The organism is Aeromonas sp. FDAARGOS 1406 (genome assembly GCF_019048565.1).
Classification (GTDB): domain Bacteria; phylum Pseudomonadota; class Gammaproteobacteria; order Enterobacterales; family Aeromonadaceae; genus Aeromonas; species Aeromonas caviae.
This window is the reverse complement of record NZ_CP077378.1, coordinates 1,367,233-1,383,930: the sequence shown is the minus strand read 5'-3', so window position 1 is coordinate 1,383,930 and position 16,698 is coordinate 1,367,233. Positions and strand designations below refer to the sequence as shown.

At 60.1% G+C, this 16,698-nt stretch carries 15 protein-coding genes; all 15 read left to right on the top strand.

The annotated features are described in order from the left end of the window. Positions 1 to 96: 96 nt before the first annotated feature. The 15 genes from I6L36_RS06285 (at position 97) to I6L36_RS06215 (ending at position 16,647) form a co-directional block, all read left to right on the top strand. The gene (locus I6L36_RS06285; protein ID WP_216987061.1) at positions 97 to 1,023 is read left to right on the top strand and encodes a hypothetical protein; all 927 of its coding nucleotides are present in this window, start codon (positions 97 to 99) and stop codon (positions 1,021 to 1,023) included. 71 nt (positions 1,024 to 1,094) lie between these two features. Then, positions 1,095 to 2,312, top strand: a complete 1,218-nt coding sequence (locus I6L36_RS06280; protein ID WP_216987060.1) for a DUF4043 family protein — start codon at positions 1,095 to 1,097, stop codon at positions 2,310 to 2,312. A gap of 65 nt (positions 2,313 to 2,377) precedes the next feature. After that, entirely contained in the window at positions 2,378 to 2,767 is a 390-nt protein-coding gene (locus I6L36_RS06275; protein WP_201984734.1) for a hypothetical protein, read from the top strand. A gap of 66 nt (positions 2,768 to 2,833) precedes the next feature. Next, positions 2,834 to 3,271: a hypothetical protein gene (locus I6L36_RS06270; protein ID WP_103858400.1), complete on the top strand. Its 438-nt coding sequence runs from the start codon at positions 2,834 to 2,836 to the stop codon at positions 3,269 to 3,271. A 1-nt stretch (position 3,272) separates the two neighbouring features. Continuing rightward, positions 3,273 to 3,854, top strand: a complete 582-nt coding sequence (locus I6L36_RS06265) for a hypothetical protein (protein ID WP_216987059.1) — start codon at positions 3,273 to 3,275, stop codon at positions 3,852 to 3,854. 12 nt (positions 3,855 to 3,866) lie between these two features. Beyond that, on the top strand, positions 3,867 to 4,544 hold the full coding sequence (locus I6L36_RS06260) for a DUF6682 family protein (RefSeq protein ID WP_216987058.1): 678 nt from the start codon (positions 3,867 to 3,869) through the stop codon (positions 4,542 to 4,544). Between the two features lie 9 nt (positions 4,545 to 4,553). Beyond that, positions 4,554 to 6,176, top strand: a complete 1,623-nt coding sequence (locus I6L36_RS06255) for a hypothetical protein (RefSeq protein WP_216987057.1) — start codon at positions 4,554 to 4,556, stop codon at positions 6,174 to 6,176. Further along, entirely contained in the window at positions 6,173 to 6,487 is a 315-nt protein-coding gene (locus tag I6L36_RS06250; protein WP_216987056.1) for a hypothetical protein, read from the top strand. Before I6L36_RS06255 ends, I6L36_RS06250 begins: the two co-directional genes overlap by 4 nt. Before the next feature lie 172 nt (positions 6,488 to 6,659). Then, complete coding sequence (locus I6L36_RS06245; protein ID WP_254203469.1) at positions 6,660 to 8,207, top strand: hypothetical protein; 1,548 nt, start codon at positions 6,660 to 6,662, stop codon at positions 8,205 to 8,207. Then, positions 8,207 to 13,591 carry a DUF1983 domain-containing protein gene (locus tag I6L36_RS06240; protein WP_216987054.1) on the top strand — a complete coding sequence of 1,795 codons (5,385 nt, stop codon included), beginning with the start codon at positions 8,207 to 8,209 and terminating at the stop codon, positions 13,589 to 13,591. Before I6L36_RS06245 ends, I6L36_RS06240 begins: the two co-directional genes overlap by 1 nt. A gap of 80 nt (positions 13,592 to 13,671) precedes the next feature. Beyond that, the gene (locus I6L36_RS06235; RefSeq protein WP_235680066.1) at positions 13,672 to 13,947 is read left to right on the top strand and encodes a hypothetical protein; all 276 of its coding nucleotides are present in this window, start codon (positions 13,672 to 13,674) and stop codon (positions 13,945 to 13,947) included. Between the two features lie 10 nt (positions 13,948 to 13,957). Further along, a complete protein-coding gene (locus I6L36_RS06230; protein ID WP_216987053.1) occupies positions 13,958 to 14,590 on the top strand; it encodes a hypothetical protein in 633 nt (210 codons plus the stop codon). Positions 14,591 to 14,599: 9 nt separating this feature from the next. Continuing rightward, entirely contained in the window at positions 14,600 to 14,980 is a 381-nt protein-coding gene (locus I6L36_RS06225; protein WP_180911615.1) for a hypothetical protein, read from the top strand. Then, positions 14,980 to 15,237, top strand: a complete 258-nt coding sequence (locus I6L36_RS06220; RefSeq protein ID WP_203762482.1) for a bacteriocin — start codon at positions 14,980 to 14,982, stop codon at positions 15,235 to 15,237. The genes I6L36_RS06225 and I6L36_RS06220 overlap by 1 nt, the downstream gene beginning before the upstream one ends. A gap of 9 nt (positions 15,238 to 15,246) precedes the next feature. Next, the gene (locus tag I6L36_RS06215) at positions 15,247 to 16,647 is read left to right on the top strand and encodes a hypothetical protein (RefSeq protein ID WP_216987052.1); all 1,401 of its coding nucleotides are present in this window, start codon (positions 15,247 to 15,249) and stop codon (positions 16,645 to 16,647) included. The last annotated feature ends 51 nt before the right edge of the window (positions 16,648 to 16,698 follow it).

Genomic DNA, 16,698 nt, shown 5'->3' with positions numbered 1-16,698 from the left:
TTTTTTGTGCCCAGCCCCAGCCGGGGAGCGCTTTCACCGAGAGCCTTCCCCCGCTTGGGCAGCGATACCACCCACTGAAAACCCACGAGGACAACCATGGATAAGAACATCGACAACCTGAACGGCACTGAGAGCCTGGACGAACTGGAAGCCATGCTGGAAGCGATCGAGCGTGAGCCCGATAGCGAGCTGGATGATGGCACTGCTACCGAGCAAACGGACGTACAACCCGCGCCGTCGGCGGGCGAGGTGGCAGCCGGTAACGAACAGGGCAGCACCGAGCAGGGCGGTGAAGGGGTCGCGGAGCCTGAGAAGGTGATCCTGGCCAAGAGCGGTCAACACACCATCCCGTATGAAGTGCTGGAGCAGGCGCGCAATGAAGCCAAGCAACTGCGTGAGCAGCTGGCTCAGTCGCAGCAGGCCCAAGCCGAGCGGGACAAGCTGCAGGCGCTGATGGAGAAGCACGGGATCAACCCCGACGTGGACCCCGACGATATCAGCCAGGAGGAGCTCGAGCAGTTGGCGCAGGACTACCCGGATCTCGGCAAGTCCATCGCCGCCATTGCCCGCAAGCTCCAAAAGCTGGAGCCCCAAGTCGCCCCGCAGCAGGTTCAACCCACCCTCAACCCGGTACAGGCCGCACTGCAGGCGGTACCTGATCTGGTGAGCTGGCGGGAAAAGGACCAGGACCGTTTCGACTTCGCCATCATCGTCGATGAGAAGCTCCAGGCTGATCCCGCGTGGAAAGGCAAGTCGCTGGATGAGCGATTCGCAGAGGCGGCGCGCCGCACCAAGCTGGCCTTTGGTGATGAGGTCATCCCTCCCGCCAAGGTACCCGGCAAGGATGCAGAAAAGCCCGCTGATTTCATCCCGTCCAGCCCTTCGGCACTCGGCCAGACCCATCATGCCGCCCCCACTGGAGTGGAGCGCTTTGGCGCCATGTCTCAGACCGAACTTATCGGCGAGATGGGCGCCATGACAGACGCCCAAATGGATGCGCTGCTGGAGCAGGCCGGGTACTAACCCACCACCCATTTCAATAAGCCAACCCCGACCACTGTGTCGGGGTTTTTGTTTTCATGTAGGAGAGGACCATGACCCAAGTCACCTCGGCGCAAGCCAACAAGATTTTGCAGGCCGCACTGTTTACGGCGGCCAACCGTTCTCACTCGCTGGTGAACATGCTGACCGAAGAGGCCCCCAAGGGTGCCAAGGTCAACGGCGGCAAACAGACCAGCGCCGGCGCCCCCGTGGTGCGCATCACCGACCTCGGTAAAGGCGCCGGGGATGAAGTGGACATGCAGCTGTTCCACCAACTGTCTGGCCGCCCGACCATGGGTGACAAGAAGCTGGCAGGGCGCCTCGAGAGCATGTCCTTCGCGGACTTCTCGCTGAAGATCAACCAGACCCGCCACGGTGTGGACGCGGGCGGCAAGATGAGCCAGAAGCGCACCAAGCACGACATGATCAAGACCGCACGTGTGCTGTTGGGCGATGGCTACTACGGTCGCCTGGTTGACCAGCGTGGCTTTGCTCAGCTGGCCGGTGCCCGAGGCGACTACTCCGCGACCGATATCATTCTGCCGCTGGCGGATGACCCGGAATTTGCCGACATCATGATCAACCAGCTGACTGCGCCAACCTACGAGCGCCACTTCTTCGGTGGTGATGCGACCAGCTTCGAAGGCATCGACGCGGCTGACCGCTTCAATCTGGGTTGCGTGGACAACATGTCGCTGTTCCTGTCCGAGATGGCCAACCCCATCCAGCCGATCCGCATGGTCTCCGACCCGTCCGGTGGCGAGCCGCTCTACGTGCTCTATGTCACCCCGCGCCAGTGGCACGACTTCTACACCTCAACCTCCGGCAAGGACTGGCAGGCGATGCTGTCGGCCTCAATTGAGCGCAGCAAGGGATGGAACCACCCCATCTTCCGCGGTGAAGGCGCCATGTGGCGCGGCATCCTGGTCAAGCCCTACAAGGGCATGCCGATCCGCTTCAACCAGGGCAGCATCGTCAAGGTGTGTGCGGCCAACTCCGCGACCGGGGCGGAAGTGGACAAGGTTGCGGGCACCCTGATCGACCGCGCCGTGCTGCTTGGTGGCCAGGCGCTGGCCAATGCCTTTGGCTCTGGCGAGCAGGGGGGCTCTTTCGGCATGCACGAAGAGAAGACCGACCACGGCAACAGCACCGAGATCTCCATCAGCTGGGTGTCCGGTCTGCAGAAGATCCGCTTCAAGCAGCGCAACGGCAACATTCAGGACCATGGCTGCATGGTGTTGGATACCGCCGTCAGCGCCGTCGGCCGCTAAGCCGCTGACCCATGGGGCTTCACGGCCCCATCACATCACTATCTGACCAGACAAGGAGCCATATCATGGCCAAGACTACCCTGCTCGCCCGAGCGTACCGCTGGTTTGTCGGCGCGTTCGGCAACCTCTCTATCTCCCCGACCCTGGTAGCCAAGCTGGCTGCCGTACCCGCTGGCGATGTTGTCGCATACGGCGACAAGGTGGAGCCCAACCTGAAAGTGGTGGGTGTGACGATGTTCAGCACTGCGCTGGGCGCGAGTACCACCATCACAGCCAAGATCGGCACGACCACCATCATCAACGCCGAGAGTACGGTGGGGGCGGTGGCAAAGTATTACCCGGTCGATGACCTGATGACCGAACCCGATCAGGAACTCACCCTCACGGTTGGCGGCGGCGCTGCGACGGGCACCGTCAAGCTCAAGCTGCATTACGAGGTAGTCGGCAACCTGTAAGGCTGCCGATCACTGTCCGCCCGGCCCTGTGCCGGGCTTTTTCGTTTCTGAATAGGAGTCATCGCCATGAGCGACAAGATTGCCGTGGTTTACATCGGCGACAAGCCGAGCAAGAAAGACACGGTCACCGGCAGCCGCCTGGTCTTCCCGCGCCATACCGCAGTGGATGTGGAGAGTCACATCGCCATGCAATTGCTGGAGTTCCCGACCGTCTGGATCCGCCATGAGGCACTGGCTGGCGAGCTGGAGCGGCAGGAGACCACTGCCCAGGCTGCCGCCAAAGAGAAGGAGCGCCTCGCCGCCGAGCAGGCCCGCCTGGCGGAAGAGCAGAGCATGGTGGTTGGTGAGCGCGATCTGGCCAAGATGACCTCTGCCCAACTGGCCACCCTGGTGGAAGGGGAAGATCTGGATATCGAGCCGCAGGGCCCGCAAGAGAAAGTGCCCGATTACCGGGTGCGCGTGCGTGATGCCCTGAAGGCCAAGCTGGCAGAGCAGGGGGAATAGCATGCAGATGGTGTCGCGTGAGCAGTTCCTGCCCACTGTCAGGCTGCACATCACCGGCCCGCTCGAAGTCATGCTGAGTGAGGCCGTCACAGAGGCGGCCATCACGTTCTGCCGGGAGTCGGCCTTGCTGACCCTTGACCGACTGCTGCCCAGCGCGTCAGCCGGCAGCCTGGTGGAGGTCTGCAACATCAGTGGGATGACATCGTGCAATGTGCTGCACCTGACCGGAGAAGGGGGCGCGCCATTTGTCAGCGGGCGAGACTTCTTCGCCATGTCGGCCAATGAGCTGAGCATCCTGACAGATCTCTGCAATGTGCGGATCTGGTATGTGGCTGCCCCGGTCAAGAACGCCACCGAGCTCCCAGCCCAGCTCTACCACGATCACGCCGATGCCATTGCCCATGGCGTCGCAGCCTTGCTCTATGCCCAGCCAGACCGCCCTTGGTCTGACCCTAAGCGGGCAGGATACCACCGGACTGAGTTTGTCGAAGGTTGGCGTCGCGCTGGCCGGTTCCGCAAAGAGCACAGCGCCCCGACCCAGGTCGAATTCCACAACCCGCCCCGCAAACACACTTTTTTCTAAAGGACTCCACACATGGCAACCGTTACCGTTGACTCTATCTTGAAGCGGGTAAATACCCTGCTCAATGATCGCACCTGGGTTCGCTGGCCCAAGCAGGAGCTGTTGGACTACTACAACGATGCCGCAAAGGCGATCGTGTTGATGCGTCCTGACGCCCACACCAAGAACGTTCAGTTCAACTGCGCCGCTGGTACCAAGCAGACTTTGCCTGCAGATGCCCTGCGGCTGATCGAGGTGCTGCGCAATGCTGACGGCAAAGTGATCCGCTTCGTGCCGCGGCGCGCCCTCGATGACAGTTACCCGGACTGGCATGCTGGCAAGGATGGCACCAGCGTGGCCGCCTACACCTATGACGATCGGGACCCCAAGAACTTCTATCTCTACCCGGGCCCCGCCGCCGCAGTGAAGGTGGATGTGATCTACTCCGTAGCGCCGCAATCTAAGGTGCTGGCGGACGTGGAAAACATGGGCACGCCGGCGCTGGCCGATCTGGATGACATCTACATCAACCCGCTTATCGACTTCATCATGTACCGGGCCTTCTCGAAGGACTCCGAATACAGCGCCAACTCCAATCGGGCTGTCGGCCACTACAACGCCTACCTGCAGCAGTTGGGTGAAAAGACCCAGGTTGATGCCAGCCTGGAGCAGCGCAAGACCGAAGGATTCTCCCGCGTGACCGGGCAGTAAGGGGGCAGCATGGCTGGAGTGTGGAAGCGTGACGGTACGGTGGCCGTCACCAATGGCAACAAGAAGGTGACCGGTACCGGGACAACCTTCGCAGACACCAAGAACGGGGTGGCCAAGGGCCACCTTTTTTGTATCACCAGTGGCACCTCGGTGGATTTCTACGAGGTGGACTACGTGGTGTCCAACACGGAGTTGTATCTGGTGCAGGCCTACCGTGGCACAACTGCCACAGGCAAGGCCTACGAGATCATCACGACCTTTTCGGATTCCGTTCCGGAGTTCGCCCGTCGCCTGACGGCCACCCTGAGCGCCTATCAGCAGCAGAGCGATGCCTTCCAGGCGCTGCTGACGAGCACTGCCACCACTGTTGAGGTGACTGCACCGGATGGAACCAAGCAAACACTGATCCCGTGGAAGCGTGTGACCAGTGAAGGGGAGGGCCAGGCTGCCCGAGCCAAGACGGAGGCAGACAAGGCCGCCGCAAGCGCGGCCCTGGCTGGCGATATTGTCGCAGCGTCGGCCCTGCCGCTGCCGGATGTGTGGGCGCCGCTCTCTGACAGCCTGCGCCTCATCACCGGCTATGGGCGGGATGTGCTGGTCGGGTCGGATGTCGTGGCGAGGATGGTCAACTTCGCTCGCAGCTCGACGGCGACCTATATCGGCAAGGACGGCCTCCTGAAAACGGCCGCGGCGAATGAGCCGAGATTTGAGAAGGAGGGGCTGCTGGTTGAGGGGCAGAGCACAAATATAGTTACAAACTCCAATGTGTTTACTCCGTATGGAGCTGGGGCCACCAAGGTAGATAATCAGCCTGGGCCGTTCGGAGCAAACGACGCAACTAGAATTGATACAGTAAACCCATATCAGGGTACTAACCCGCCACTCTCAGCCTCTCTAGTTGATGGTTCCGTTTACACATCCTCGGTGTGGTTGCGTGGTGCGGTTGGTGGGGAGAAAATCCGCATCGGCATTCACAACTCAACCACCGGATTACAAGTCACATTAACCACAGAGTGGAAGCGTTATTCTATAACTCAGACCCGCAATGCTGGTACAAACGCTGCGTTTGTTATTCAAGCGGAGTCTGCCCCAGTATCGTTTTTTGTCTACGGAGCCCAGCTTGAAGCCCTGCCATTCGCCAGCTCCTACATCCCGACAGCTGGCGCGGCGGTAACTCGGGCGGCGGACGTTTGCTGGATTCCCATGGCTGGGAATAGTGACAACAGAATGTCGTTTGCGTTGGCCATTAGTGGATTCAAGTCTGTTGGACCCGGCATTACCAGCCGTGCTCTTTGGTATGAGTTTGACATGAGCGGCCCTTATTTTGGTGCCAGATATAGAGATGGCGAGATTCTTGCTGCTCACGGCATGTCGCCCGCTGGCGCAACCATTTACTCAACAGGGTTGAGCGGATTTCCTGCAGCCACCATTGCGATATCTCCAGGAATAAAAAGCCGCTTCGGGCAATATACGGCCACTCAAAAGGTAGACAGTTCACCGTTAAAGACATCCCCTGGTAATTTGCATATCGGCTCATTCAAAACACCTGGTCAGGAGCTGTGGGGGCATGTAAGAAACCTGCGTATCTGGCACCGTGTGTTAACAGAAGAGCAAATTAAGGCGGTAGCATGACCGATTTCATCGACATCAACCTCAAGGCGGCCGACAAGGCCGCCATGACCAAGGCCCTGCTGGACGCTGGCTTTATCAAGGACAGCGAGACCGGCACCCTCTATCACCCCACCGCCTCACTGCAACTGCTGCCGCCTGGCATGGTCACTCGCCCCACTGGCGAGGTGCAGGTTGTCGATGGTATCGAGCAGGAGGTGCGTGAGCCCGTGCCCGGCTATCACGCCAACGTGCGCACCACCGACGCCGCCCTGGCCGCCGCCCTGGCGCCGGTGACGGTCGTTGTTGAAACCCCGCAATACGTCTGGGCATAGAAGGTATCGGGAAGTGAGCCTTGCCTCCTGACGCGCCCAGCGTTAGGATTTACCCATCATGGCCCCGCTCTCCCGAGTGGGGCTTTTTCGTTTCTGCCTCTCTGAGATCCCCATGCCCATACTCGATATCGTCACCATGCGAGGGACTATGCCGCGCGTGGAGCCCCATCTTTTGTCTGATGAGGTCGCGGTGATTGCTCGCGACTGCCATTTTGACCATGGCGTCATCTCGCCTCTGGAGGATGACGCCAGTGCTGGTGTGGAATTGCCCATCGTGCCTACCACCCTTTTTCACTATGGCCAGCACTGGTTCGCCTGGAACAAGGTGGTGGAGGCCATCCGCTCCCCGATAGCTCAGGACCCGTATGGCCGGGTTTACTACACGGATGGTGAGTATCCCAAGGTGACCCATGCCCAGATAGCCACAGGCGGCAGCAACAAGCCGACGGCGTGGTATCGACTGGGCATTCCAGCCCCAGGTGTTCCGGTCGGGGTTGGCACCATCACCCCACCTGTTGGTGGTGTGGATGATGACCTGACAGATGACGAAACTCGCTTCTACGTGGATACCTTCGTTACTGCGATGGGTGAGGAGGGGCCCCCGGGCCCTGTCAGCGGAAAGGTGAATATCGGGATCCCAGGGTCATCCGTCACCTTGATGCTGAGCCCACCGACAACCCAGAACAGTAACATCACCAAGCGCCGGATATATCGGTCGGTGTCAGGTGGCGGCCTTGCCGATTACCTGTTGGTCGCCGAGCTGCCCATTGCTCAAGCATCGTTTGTCGATACCCGGGAGGATGGGGAGCTGGGCGCTGTGCTGGAGACCTACGACTACACTATGCCGCCGGATGGCATGCGCGGCTTGTGTCAAATGGCGAATGGCATGTGTGCGGGGTTTGCTGGCAACTCCCTCTACCTGTGCGAGCCTTACCTTCCCTACGCCTGGCCGGAGAAGTACCGGCTGACCACTGAGCACGACATTGTGGCGATCGCTGCCATCGACACCACCTTGGTGATTGGGACCAAGGGGTACCCCTATCTTGCCCAGGGCGTGAGCCCGGCATCCGTGACCACCCAGAAGCTCAGCCAACTGCCGCAGTCCTGTGTCAGCGGTCGCTCTATGGTCGCCATGGATGGGGTGGTGCTCTATGCCTCCCCGGATGGGCTGGTCGGTGTCGGCGCCAACGGTGGGCAGGTGGTGACCGAGCAGATCATCACCCGCAAGCAGTGGCGCGCTATGAAGCCTGACACCATGCGGGCATGGCACCACGAGGGCAAATATGTGGGCATGACTGACACTCACGCATTCATCTTTGACCCGAAAAGTGGCGACTTGCGTGAGCTGACGAACCGGTGGGATGCGGCTGTCTCCGATATGGAGAGCGACTCCCTCTACATTGCCAAGGGGCGCAGCTTGCAGATTTGGCGCGGCGGGAGCGCCAGCAATGGTCAGTTCGTCTGGCGGTCCAAGCCATTTATGGAGCCAGAGGGTTCGTCTTTCAGCTGCTGCCGGGTGTTGGCTCAGGATGTTGGCCTGGTCGGGATCAAGTTGTTCGTTGACGGGGAGCAGGTGATGGAGTTGTCCCCTGGCAACCTGGTGCCCGGGGCGTTCAGGTTGCCGCCAGTGCGGGGCCGGTTCTGGCAGATAGAGGTCTTTGGCACCTCGGTGGTGAGCCGCATCACCCTCGCGAGCAGCATGGCGGAGATGGTGAACTGATGGCCAAGAAACCCGCTTATCGCGCCGGCCGTGACCAGGCCGCAACAGCCGAGAACGTGGAGCTGCTCACCGGGCAGCGTGGCGATCGCCTTGATAAGGCAGTCACTTTCCGGGAGCTGGCGGCATTGGGGCTGTCTACGCTGCGCTCTGGTGCTGGCGGAATTTATGTTCCCGGAAAGAACCCAGACCTTTTCCCTCCGGGCCAGATGGATTTTCCCCACGCTCCGGTCAATGTGATCGCCAATGGCGCATTTCACACGGTCCTTGTTGAGTGGGATCCGCCGCAGTACCGGGGGCATGCTCACGCCGAGATATGGCGAGCTGAGAGTGACAACCAAGCCGAGGCCACCCTGGTGGGGACCTCTTCGGCCAATCTCTTCTCTGACGCCATTGGCAAGGGTGCCACGTTTTACTACTGGGTGCGCTTCGTCAACGGCAAGGATGACAAGGGTCCCTTCCAGGGTATGCAGGGCGTTAAGGCTGAAACCAGCCGGGATGTGCAGGACATTCTCGACGAACTGCAGGGGAAGATAGAGGAGAGCCACCTGGCCCAGGCGCTGCTGCGGCCAATAGAGCAAGTTCCCCAACTCCAGCTCGACATTGCGATCCTGAAGCCTAAGGTTGATGAAATCGAGGTCATGCGCCCCAAGGTCAATGAGATCGATCTCATTCTCCACAAGGTGGATGAAATCGAGGTCATTCTCCCCAAGATTGATGAAATCGAGGTGATCCGCCCCAAGATTGCCGCCATCGAGGGCAAGATCCCCGGCATCGAACAGGAGCTGGCCGGGTTGGATGAGCGCCAGAAGGTAGCGCAAGAGCTGCTGGATGATGCCCAGCAGCAGCTTGGGATGTCGAGCATTGAGCTCGGTTTGGTGCAGGACCGCCTAAATGCCAAGCTGGACAAGTACAAAGGCGACTTTGACTCGTTCCGGGATGCCGTGTTTGTCATTGACCCAGAAAACGGCAGCATGACCATGGATGCGGTCAATGCCGTGCGCGAGGAGATGCGGACTTCTATCACTGAAGTCCATCTGGGGCTTGATGCCGTCGCCGGCCAGATCGACAGCAAGGCCGACAATGTAACCGTGGATAGCCAGGGCTCGCGTCTCACTGAAGCGGAGCAGCGCATTAATGGTCTGGATGCCAGTCTGAGTCAAACGGTCACCAAGGGGGAGTTCACTGACGAACAACAGCGGGTCACCCAGATTGGGCAGGAGCTAAACGCAACAAAAGGGGAGTTGACCCAGAAGGCCACCCAGCAAGAGGTGGATGAGCATGGCCAGAGGCTGGCCAACGCAGAAAGCAAGCTGACGGTGCATGCCGATGCTCTATCCACCCAGGCCCAGCAAATCGACGGCTTGCAGGCGACCGTCAGCAGTAGCAGCGAAGAACTGGACGCCAAGATCACTGAGTTGGCTCGTGTGACGGCAGATGCCAACGGGGTGGCCGCACAACGCATCGATGGCCTGCAGGCCACTATCAGCAGCAGCGGTGAAGAGCTTGACGCTAAGCTCACCGAGCTGGCGCGCGTGACAGCTGACGCCGATGGCGTCGCCGCCCAGCGAGTCAGCGGACTGGAGGTGAGGGCCAGCGAGGCGGAGGGCAAGATCCTAGCGCTGGAGGAGGTTATCGAGTCGGAGGGCGGGATCACTGCTGGGCGGTTTGATGAAATTCAGGTCGAGATTGAACTGGCAAAGGATAAGGCGGAGGGGGCTGCCGATGTCGGCCAGGCTGCCATTGATGCCGCGCTGGCCGGTGATGAGCGGGATAGGGAAAATCGCAGCGCATTTGGCACCATTCGCACCCAGCAGCAGGTGATCGTGGATGAGCAGTCTGCTCAAGCCAAGCGCATCACCGATATGAACGTCAAATTTGAGGGGAGGGATGCTAACACCCAGGCACGGATCAGCGGCGTGGAGGAAGTTATTGCCAACGCCGGTAGCGCGCTGGCCCAGCGCATCGACGACCTGAGCGCCTCGACAGACACAGCCCTTGATGAGACGACCGCCACCATCAAGGCACTGGAGAAGGTATCGAGCGACGCTGACGCTGCGCTTGCACTGAGCCAGGATCAGATGCGCGTCGAGATGACCGAGGCTGATAACTCGCTGAGTGCGGATATCGCCAGTGAGTCTGAGGCCAGGCTCACCGCCGATGAGGCCATTTCGAGGCGAATTGTCGAAGTGGAGGCGCAGTTCAGCAGCGACCTCGAGGATACGAATGCGAGGCTTGCGACGGAGGAGCTGACCCGGGCGAGCCAGGGGGAAGCGCTCGCCCAGCAGATCAGCACTGTAGATGCTGCTTTCAAGGCTGCGGATACAGAGCTGTCTGCCTCCCTCGCTGAGTCGAGCAAGGCCCTGGCAGATGCCGACCGAGCACTGGGGGAGCGTATCAGCACCATCGATGTGACGGTCGAGGAGAACGCGGCCAGCATCACCGAGCTGCAGCGAGTCGTGGTGAGCAATGAGGAGTCGCTGAGCCAACGCCAGGACAAACTGGAGTCAGAGGTAGATATCGGCGCCGCCAGCCTGGTCGAAGGCGCCCTAGCCGGAGATGAGCGTGACCGGGAGAACCGGAAAGCTCGCGGCACCATCCTCCAGCAGCAGAGCACGCTGGCGAATCAGCAGGAGGCGCAGGCCAGGACCATCGAGCAGCTGACGGCAGAGGTTGATGCCGAAACGGCAGATCTGAAGGCGCAGATTACCAATGAGCAGTTGACCAGGGCGACGGCTGATGAGGCGTTGTCACAGCGGATCAGTGTTGTGGATGCCGAGTTCAAGGCGGCCAATGCGGATACCAATGCCGTTATCAGCGCTCTTGAACAATCGAACGCATCGGCAAACGAAGCGCTGTCTCTTCGCCAGAATCAACTGGCTGCCGCACTTTCAGATGCTACTGCCGAGCTTGTCGCAAACATCACCAGCGAGGAGTCGGCCCGGGTCACCGCTGATGAGGCCATTTCGAGGCGAGTTGCCGAAGTGGAGGCGCAGTTCAGTAGCGACCTCGCGGATACGAATGCGAGGGTTGCGGCCGAGGAGCTGGCTCGGGCAACAAAAGATGAGGCGCTTGCCCAGCAGATCAGCACTGTAGATGCTGCGTTCAAGGCCGCCGATACGGCGCTGTCTGCCTCCCTCTCCGAGTCGAGCAAAGCCCTGGCAGATGCCAAGCAGGCACTGGGGGAGCGTATCAGCACCATCGATGTGACGGTCGGAGAGAACTCAGCCAGCATCACAGAACTCCAGCAGGCCGTGGTGAGCAATGAGGCCTCGCTCAGCCAACGCCAGGACAAGATGGAGTCGGAGATCGTTGTCGGTGCCGTCAGCCAGGTTGAAGGTGCCTTGGCCGGGGATGAACGTGACCGAGAGAACCGAAAGGCTCGCGGCGTCATTCTCCAACAGCAGAGCACGCTGGCGAATCAACAGGAGGCGCAAGCCAGGACTGTTGAGCAACTGACCGCTGAGTTTGATGCTGAGAATGGGGAGATCAGGGCGCAGATCACCAATGAGCAGTTGACCAGGGCGACGGCTGATGAGGCGCTGTCACAGCGGATCAGTGTTGTTGATAGCGAGTTTAAAGCGGCGGACGCCGCGACGAATGCTGCTGTTGCGGCTGAAGTACGGGCGCGGAGCGATGCTGATAGCGCGCTGGCTGAACAGTTGTCCACCTTGGATGCAGAGTTCAAGGGGGCGGAGCAGGCCCTGGCGGCCAGCATCGATGAAGTGTCCCGTGTTAGTGCTGAAGCAAACCAGTCCCTTTCTGAGCAATTGAGTCAGGTGAAGGCCACAGCAGAATCGGCGGGCACCGCTGCGGCAGGAGCCCAGATTAGTGCAAACCAGGCAAAAGAGGATGCAGCGGCTGCTGCGGGGATAGCCAATGGAAAGGGCAAGGTGCTCATTCAGTCAGCAGCTCCAGCAGTAGCAGATCGGCTTGCTCAGAATCTCTGGATTGATACGACCAGCGGCACCAACACTCCGAAGCGGTGGAGTGGGTCAGCCTGGGTTGCAGTAACAGACAAGGTCGCGATCGATGCAGCTCAAGCCGCCGCCGCGGCTCAGGCAAGCGCTGATCAAGTCGCACAGGGTGTTGCGAGAAATACTGCTGCCATCAATGACGAAGTGAAGGCGCGGGCTGATGCAGATTCGGCCATGGCACAGCAGATCCTGCAGGTAACGGCAAACTATCAGCAGGGAGATCAGCAACTCCAAGGCCAGATCACGGCAGAGTCAGCCGCCCGTGCAGATGCCGTGCAGTCGCTTGGTAGCCAGATCAACACGGTTTCGGCGGTCGCTGGCAGCAAGAATAAAACGTTCTTCCAAGCCACTGCCCCAGGGTCAGCGATGGGCACCGGTGATCTGTGGTTTGACACAGCCAACAACAACAGGCCGTATCGTTACAGTGGTACTGCTTGGGTTGCCACTGACGACCCGAGGATTGCAGCCAATGCCGCCGCCGTTCAACTCCAGAGCCAAGCTATTGCCGACTTGCAAAATGGTGCCCAGGCCATGTGGACAGCGAAAGCCAGCGCGGGCCAGATCACTGCCGGGATAGGGTTGATTGCAAACTCTGACGGCACGAGTCAGGTGGCTATCTCTGCCTCTCAGGTGTTCGTATTCAACCCGAATAGCTCAACGCCCATGGCGCCGCTGTTTGCCATCGACAACGGGCAGGCCGTGATTGCCGAGGCCATCATCCGAAAGGCCACCATCCAGATCATCCAGTCAGAGAAGATCACCGCCGACTACATCAAGGCCGGGGCGAGCATCACAACCCCGTTGATTAACGGTGGCCAGATCGATATGGGCAACGCCTTTATGGCTCACGGTGCAGCTGGATTCGGTAAGGGTGGCCCTTATGGCGGCTGGGGATTCGGCTGGTACACGATGATCTATGCGGACGGCAGCATCTATACCAATCGACTTCGTGCAGAAGGCGGTTATGTGAAGAACATGACCATGAACAACTGCACGATTGCTGCCGATTGCGTGGTCCTGGGGACGTTGGAAGCGGATCGGATTGTGGGTGATATCACAAGGATGATCAGGGCGTCAGGTAACTTCTCTTTGGCAGGTTACAAGCGAGCCAGAAACATGGTCTGCATCAAACCACTCACAGGTCTAGCAGAGGTTTCCGGAGCCGGCACGATAGGGCTCATATTGTTGTGCAAGCTCAACGGCACTGAAGTAGCAAGGGCTACGTCCACAGCCTCGTTCCCCTTGGGTACGAATAGAGCGCCAATGAGTGTGACCTTCCAAGATGCTTTCGTGATCCCCGCTGGGACTGAGACCGTCAACATCACCTTCGAAGTGGTGGCCTATCCTGGGTCATCTATCCAGAACCAGCGCCTTATCGGGGAGAGCCTATGGCTGATGGGTCTATGGTGAGGGCTGCTTTGAACCGCATAGTCAGGGATACCGGGAATCCTAATCTCCCTCTCAAACTGCAAGACGCCATCCGAAACCGGATGGCGTTTTTATTTGTGCGTGGCGATGACGGGTTTGTGCTCAAGCCACAGGCAGAAGATGGCGTGATCGGTGTCCTGGTCTGGGTGGGGTGGGGGGATGGTGGGGCACCTGAGCGGCACCTGCCGGAAGTGAAGCGCCTGGCACGCCTGATTGGGGCACGCTGGCTGCGCTTCCACTCGGCGCGTAAGGGGTGGCTCAAGGTTGCGCCAAGAATGGGATGGGTCCGTCAGCCGGATGATGCTGATGGGCTCTATGTGTTTCAGATCAACCTATGAGGTGTAGGTGATGGGTAAGGGTGGCTCGAACGAAATTCAGGAGACGGAAGCCCAGAAAGCTGCGGCCAGTGTGGCCATGGAGCAGTGGGATCTCTACAAGAACGACCTGCAGAAATACGAGGACATCTTCATCGAGAAGGTGGATGACCTCAACAGCGAGGGGGAGTTCGACAAACTGGCGGGCACGGCAGCGCTTGGCACTGCTCAATCCTTTGGTGAGGCGCGCGCCGGGCTGGCTGACTCCATGGCGGCCAGTGGAGTAGATCCAACCAGCGGCAGGTACCAGGAGGCTATGGAAGGTCTTGCAACCGACCAGGCATTGAGCCAGACCGATACCGCCAACCGAGCGCAGTCCAGCCAGCAGGACAAGCATGTGGCTGGGCTCAAGGATGTTGTGAGTATTGGCGCGGGGCAGAAGGCTGAATCTATGGCTGGTATGGGGGATGTGGCCACAACCAGCTTGCGCAAGGCAACCAGTGATGCACAGAGCTCTTACCAAAGCCAGCAGGCGACGGCTGGTTTGGTGGGGACCCTGGCAGGGGCTGCCACCTCGTATGGGCTGGCCAGCCTGAAAGCGCCGGCTGCAACGGAGATCAAGAAAATCAGCCCGACAGCATCCGTGCTGCAGGGCAAGGGTTACTAAGGGGGTTCCATGGGTTACGCCGCAGACACTTACGCCAAAATCACCCGAGAGCAGTACCAGGACTGGAAGACGCGCTTCTACCCCAAGCAGCAGGAACTGATGGAACTGGCCACCAACGGCCAGTTGCTGCGGGAGCAACTGGGGCGGGTGGATGAGAACAACGCCAACGCGCTCCGCTCAGCTCAGCAGGCTACGGCCAACCGCAATGCGCGAATGGGGCTGAGCACCAGTAGCAATGCCAACGATAACAGCCAGGGGCTGCGCATGGCGCTGATGACGGCAGGCACCGAGAACGGCCTGCGTGAACAGGAGCAGACCCGGCAAATGGGGATCCTGACCGGCGCGGATGCGGGGCTGCGTGAGGCAATTAAAACCGGAGGGGGTGTGTGATGGGGTACGGCATTTTGGATATCGGCGGTCAGACTCGCCAGCAAGGTCTGGCGGGCTTGCGCGATGCTGCCAACCGAGAGTCGGAGATGGAGGCTGCCAACAAGAGTCTCAAGACCGCTCGCAAGGGGCAAACCCTGAGCACAATCGGTACCGGCGCATCGATGGGCGCCGTGTTGGGCATGGCAGGTTCACTCGGTGGCCCTCTGGGCGCACTGGCAGGTGCTGGGGTTGGGTTTCTGGCAGACAGCTTGTTTTAAGGGGGCATGATGAGCGTATCGGGATTGGCGGAAGGTTTTCTGGCTGGCTTCAACACCATGGACCGCTACCAGCGGGGCCAGAAAGAAGATGAGCGGATGGAGAGGTCCATGGGCCTGCGAGATGCCATGTGGCAGAACGAACAGGACCGGCAGAAAGTGGCAGATGAGCGCTACCAGAGCGAGCTGGCGTACCGCGAGGGGCGCGATAAGCTGGCGGATGCCAAGTATGACAAGCAGTTCGCCCTCACCGAGCGGCAGATGAAGGCGTCAGAGGCGCGAGCCGGTGCTGCTGAGCGGCGAGCGGCGGCACAGGAAGCTCGGCAGCAGCAGGAGTATGAGTGGCAAAAGACACTGCGGGACAAGCAGCTTTTCCAGCAGGAGAACCTGCCGATTATCCAGTCTGGCTGGCAGGCTGTGACCGAAGGCAAAGACCCGGGCCAGCAATTCTGGAGCGTGGTGCGCGACCCGCGCGCAGGCTCATTCAATCCGGAGCGCTATCTGCAGCAGGACTACGCCGAGGCTGGCAAGACTTTTGTCACCCATGCGGGCAACCTGGTGCGCCAGGCGCAGGAAGGAAAACTGGATCCAACTACGCCCGAGGGGCACGCTGCCGTCAATAACCCTGACTTCATCAAGGCGGCCGGCACCCTCTATCAGGATGAGGTCAGCAAAGGCGTGGGCGACATCGATCCGGAAAGCGGCAAGACCATCACCGGCAAGCAGTTGAACAACATCATGATCACCCCGGACGGGCGTGGCGTGGTATTGGGAGTGGAAGTCACCTATGACGACGGCAGCAAGGCCGTGCGTCCGGTCACCAACAACCGCACTTCTTCGCCCGATGATCACCCCAAGGTTATCCCCATCAACGACTTCTTGAAGCCAGCCTACCAGCGGGCGGCACTGGCCAAGCACATGATTGGCAATGCCGAGCAACTGCGGGTTTCCCTGGGGTTGTCGGCTGGGCCGGATGACGCTGGATTCAAGAAGGCGGTCACCGAGCTGGAGAAGCAGCACGGCCAGAACAAGGCGCGCATATCTGCCAGCAATGCAGAGGATAAGGACCTACAACAGGAGGCTCTGGACGCCCAGTTTGAGCGAAGCAAGGCCTCACTGGCGGACACCTACGGCAAGACCCGCATTGCCGAAGCGCCCAGGCAGGAGGCCCCCATCAAGGAGTGGACTGGCGGCGATCCCGAGCGACTGCAGTTCGTGAAGGAGGCCAACCAACATGGCAAACTGAGCAGTCTGCTGGATTCCCCGGCCAAGATGAACACGGCCTTTGAGCTTTGGCGCCAGCAGGCGGCCAAACAGCGGCAGACTGAGCAGGCTACCGTCACGGCCAATCGACTCCGTGACACGGAGACCAACGCCTATCAGGCAATGAGCCTGGCCCAGGCTCGCCGATAGTTGCCTTTCACCTACCCCAGCGTTAGCATCTCTCCATCGTCGATCAGTCTG

Coding starts and splice junctions, on each gene's coding strand:
- I6L36_RS06250 (WP_216987056.1), top strand. CDS start 6,173: ATGACCGATTTCATCGACATCAACCTCAAGGCGGCCGACAAGGCCGCC.
- I6L36_RS06220 (WP_203762482.1), top strand. CDS start 14,980: ATGGGGTACGGCATTTTGGATATCGGCGGTCAGACTCGCCAGCAAGGT.
- I6L36_RS06235 (WP_235680066.1), top strand. CDS start 13,672: ATGGCGTTTTTATTTGTGCGTGGCGATGACGGGTTTGTGCTCAAGCCA.
- I6L36_RS06240 (WP_216987054.1), top strand. CDS start 8,207: ATGGCCAAGAAACCCGCTTATCGCGCCGGCCGTGACCAGGCCGCAACA.
- I6L36_RS06285 (WP_216987061.1), top strand. CDS start 97: ATGGATAAGAACATCGACAACCTGAACGGCACTGAGAGCCTGGACGAA.
- I6L36_RS06230 (WP_216987053.1), top strand. CDS start 13,958: ATGGGTAAGGGTGGCTCGAACGAAATTCAGGAGACGGAAGCCCAGAAA.
- I6L36_RS06260 (WP_216987058.1), top strand. CDS start 3,867: ATGGCAACCGTTACCGTTGACTCTATCTTGAAGCGGGTAAATACCCTG.
- I6L36_RS06225 (WP_180911615.1), top strand. CDS start 14,600: ATGGGTTACGCCGCAGACACTTACGCCAAAATCACCCGAGAGCAGTAC.
- I6L36_RS06265 (WP_216987059.1), top strand. CDS start 3,273: ATGCAGATGGTGTCGCGTGAGCAGTTCCTGCCCACTGTCAGGCTGCAC.
- I6L36_RS06280 (WP_216987060.1), top strand. CDS start 1,095: ATGACCCAAGTCACCTCGGCGCAAGCCAACAAGATTTTGCAGGCCGCA.
- I6L36_RS06275 (WP_201984734.1), top strand. CDS start 2,378: ATGGCCAAGACTACCCTGCTCGCCCGAGCGTACCGCTGGTTTGTCGGC.
- I6L36_RS06255 (WP_216987057.1), top strand. CDS start 4,554: ATGGCTGGAGTGTGGAAGCGTGACGGTACGGTGGCCGTCACCAATGGC.
- I6L36_RS06215 (WP_216987052.1), top strand. CDS start 15,247: ATGAGCGTATCGGGATTGGCGGAAGGTTTTCTGGCTGGCTTCAACACC.
- I6L36_RS06270 (WP_103858400.1), top strand. CDS start 2,834: ATGAGCGACAAGATTGCCGTGGTTTACATCGGCGACAAGCCGAGCAAG.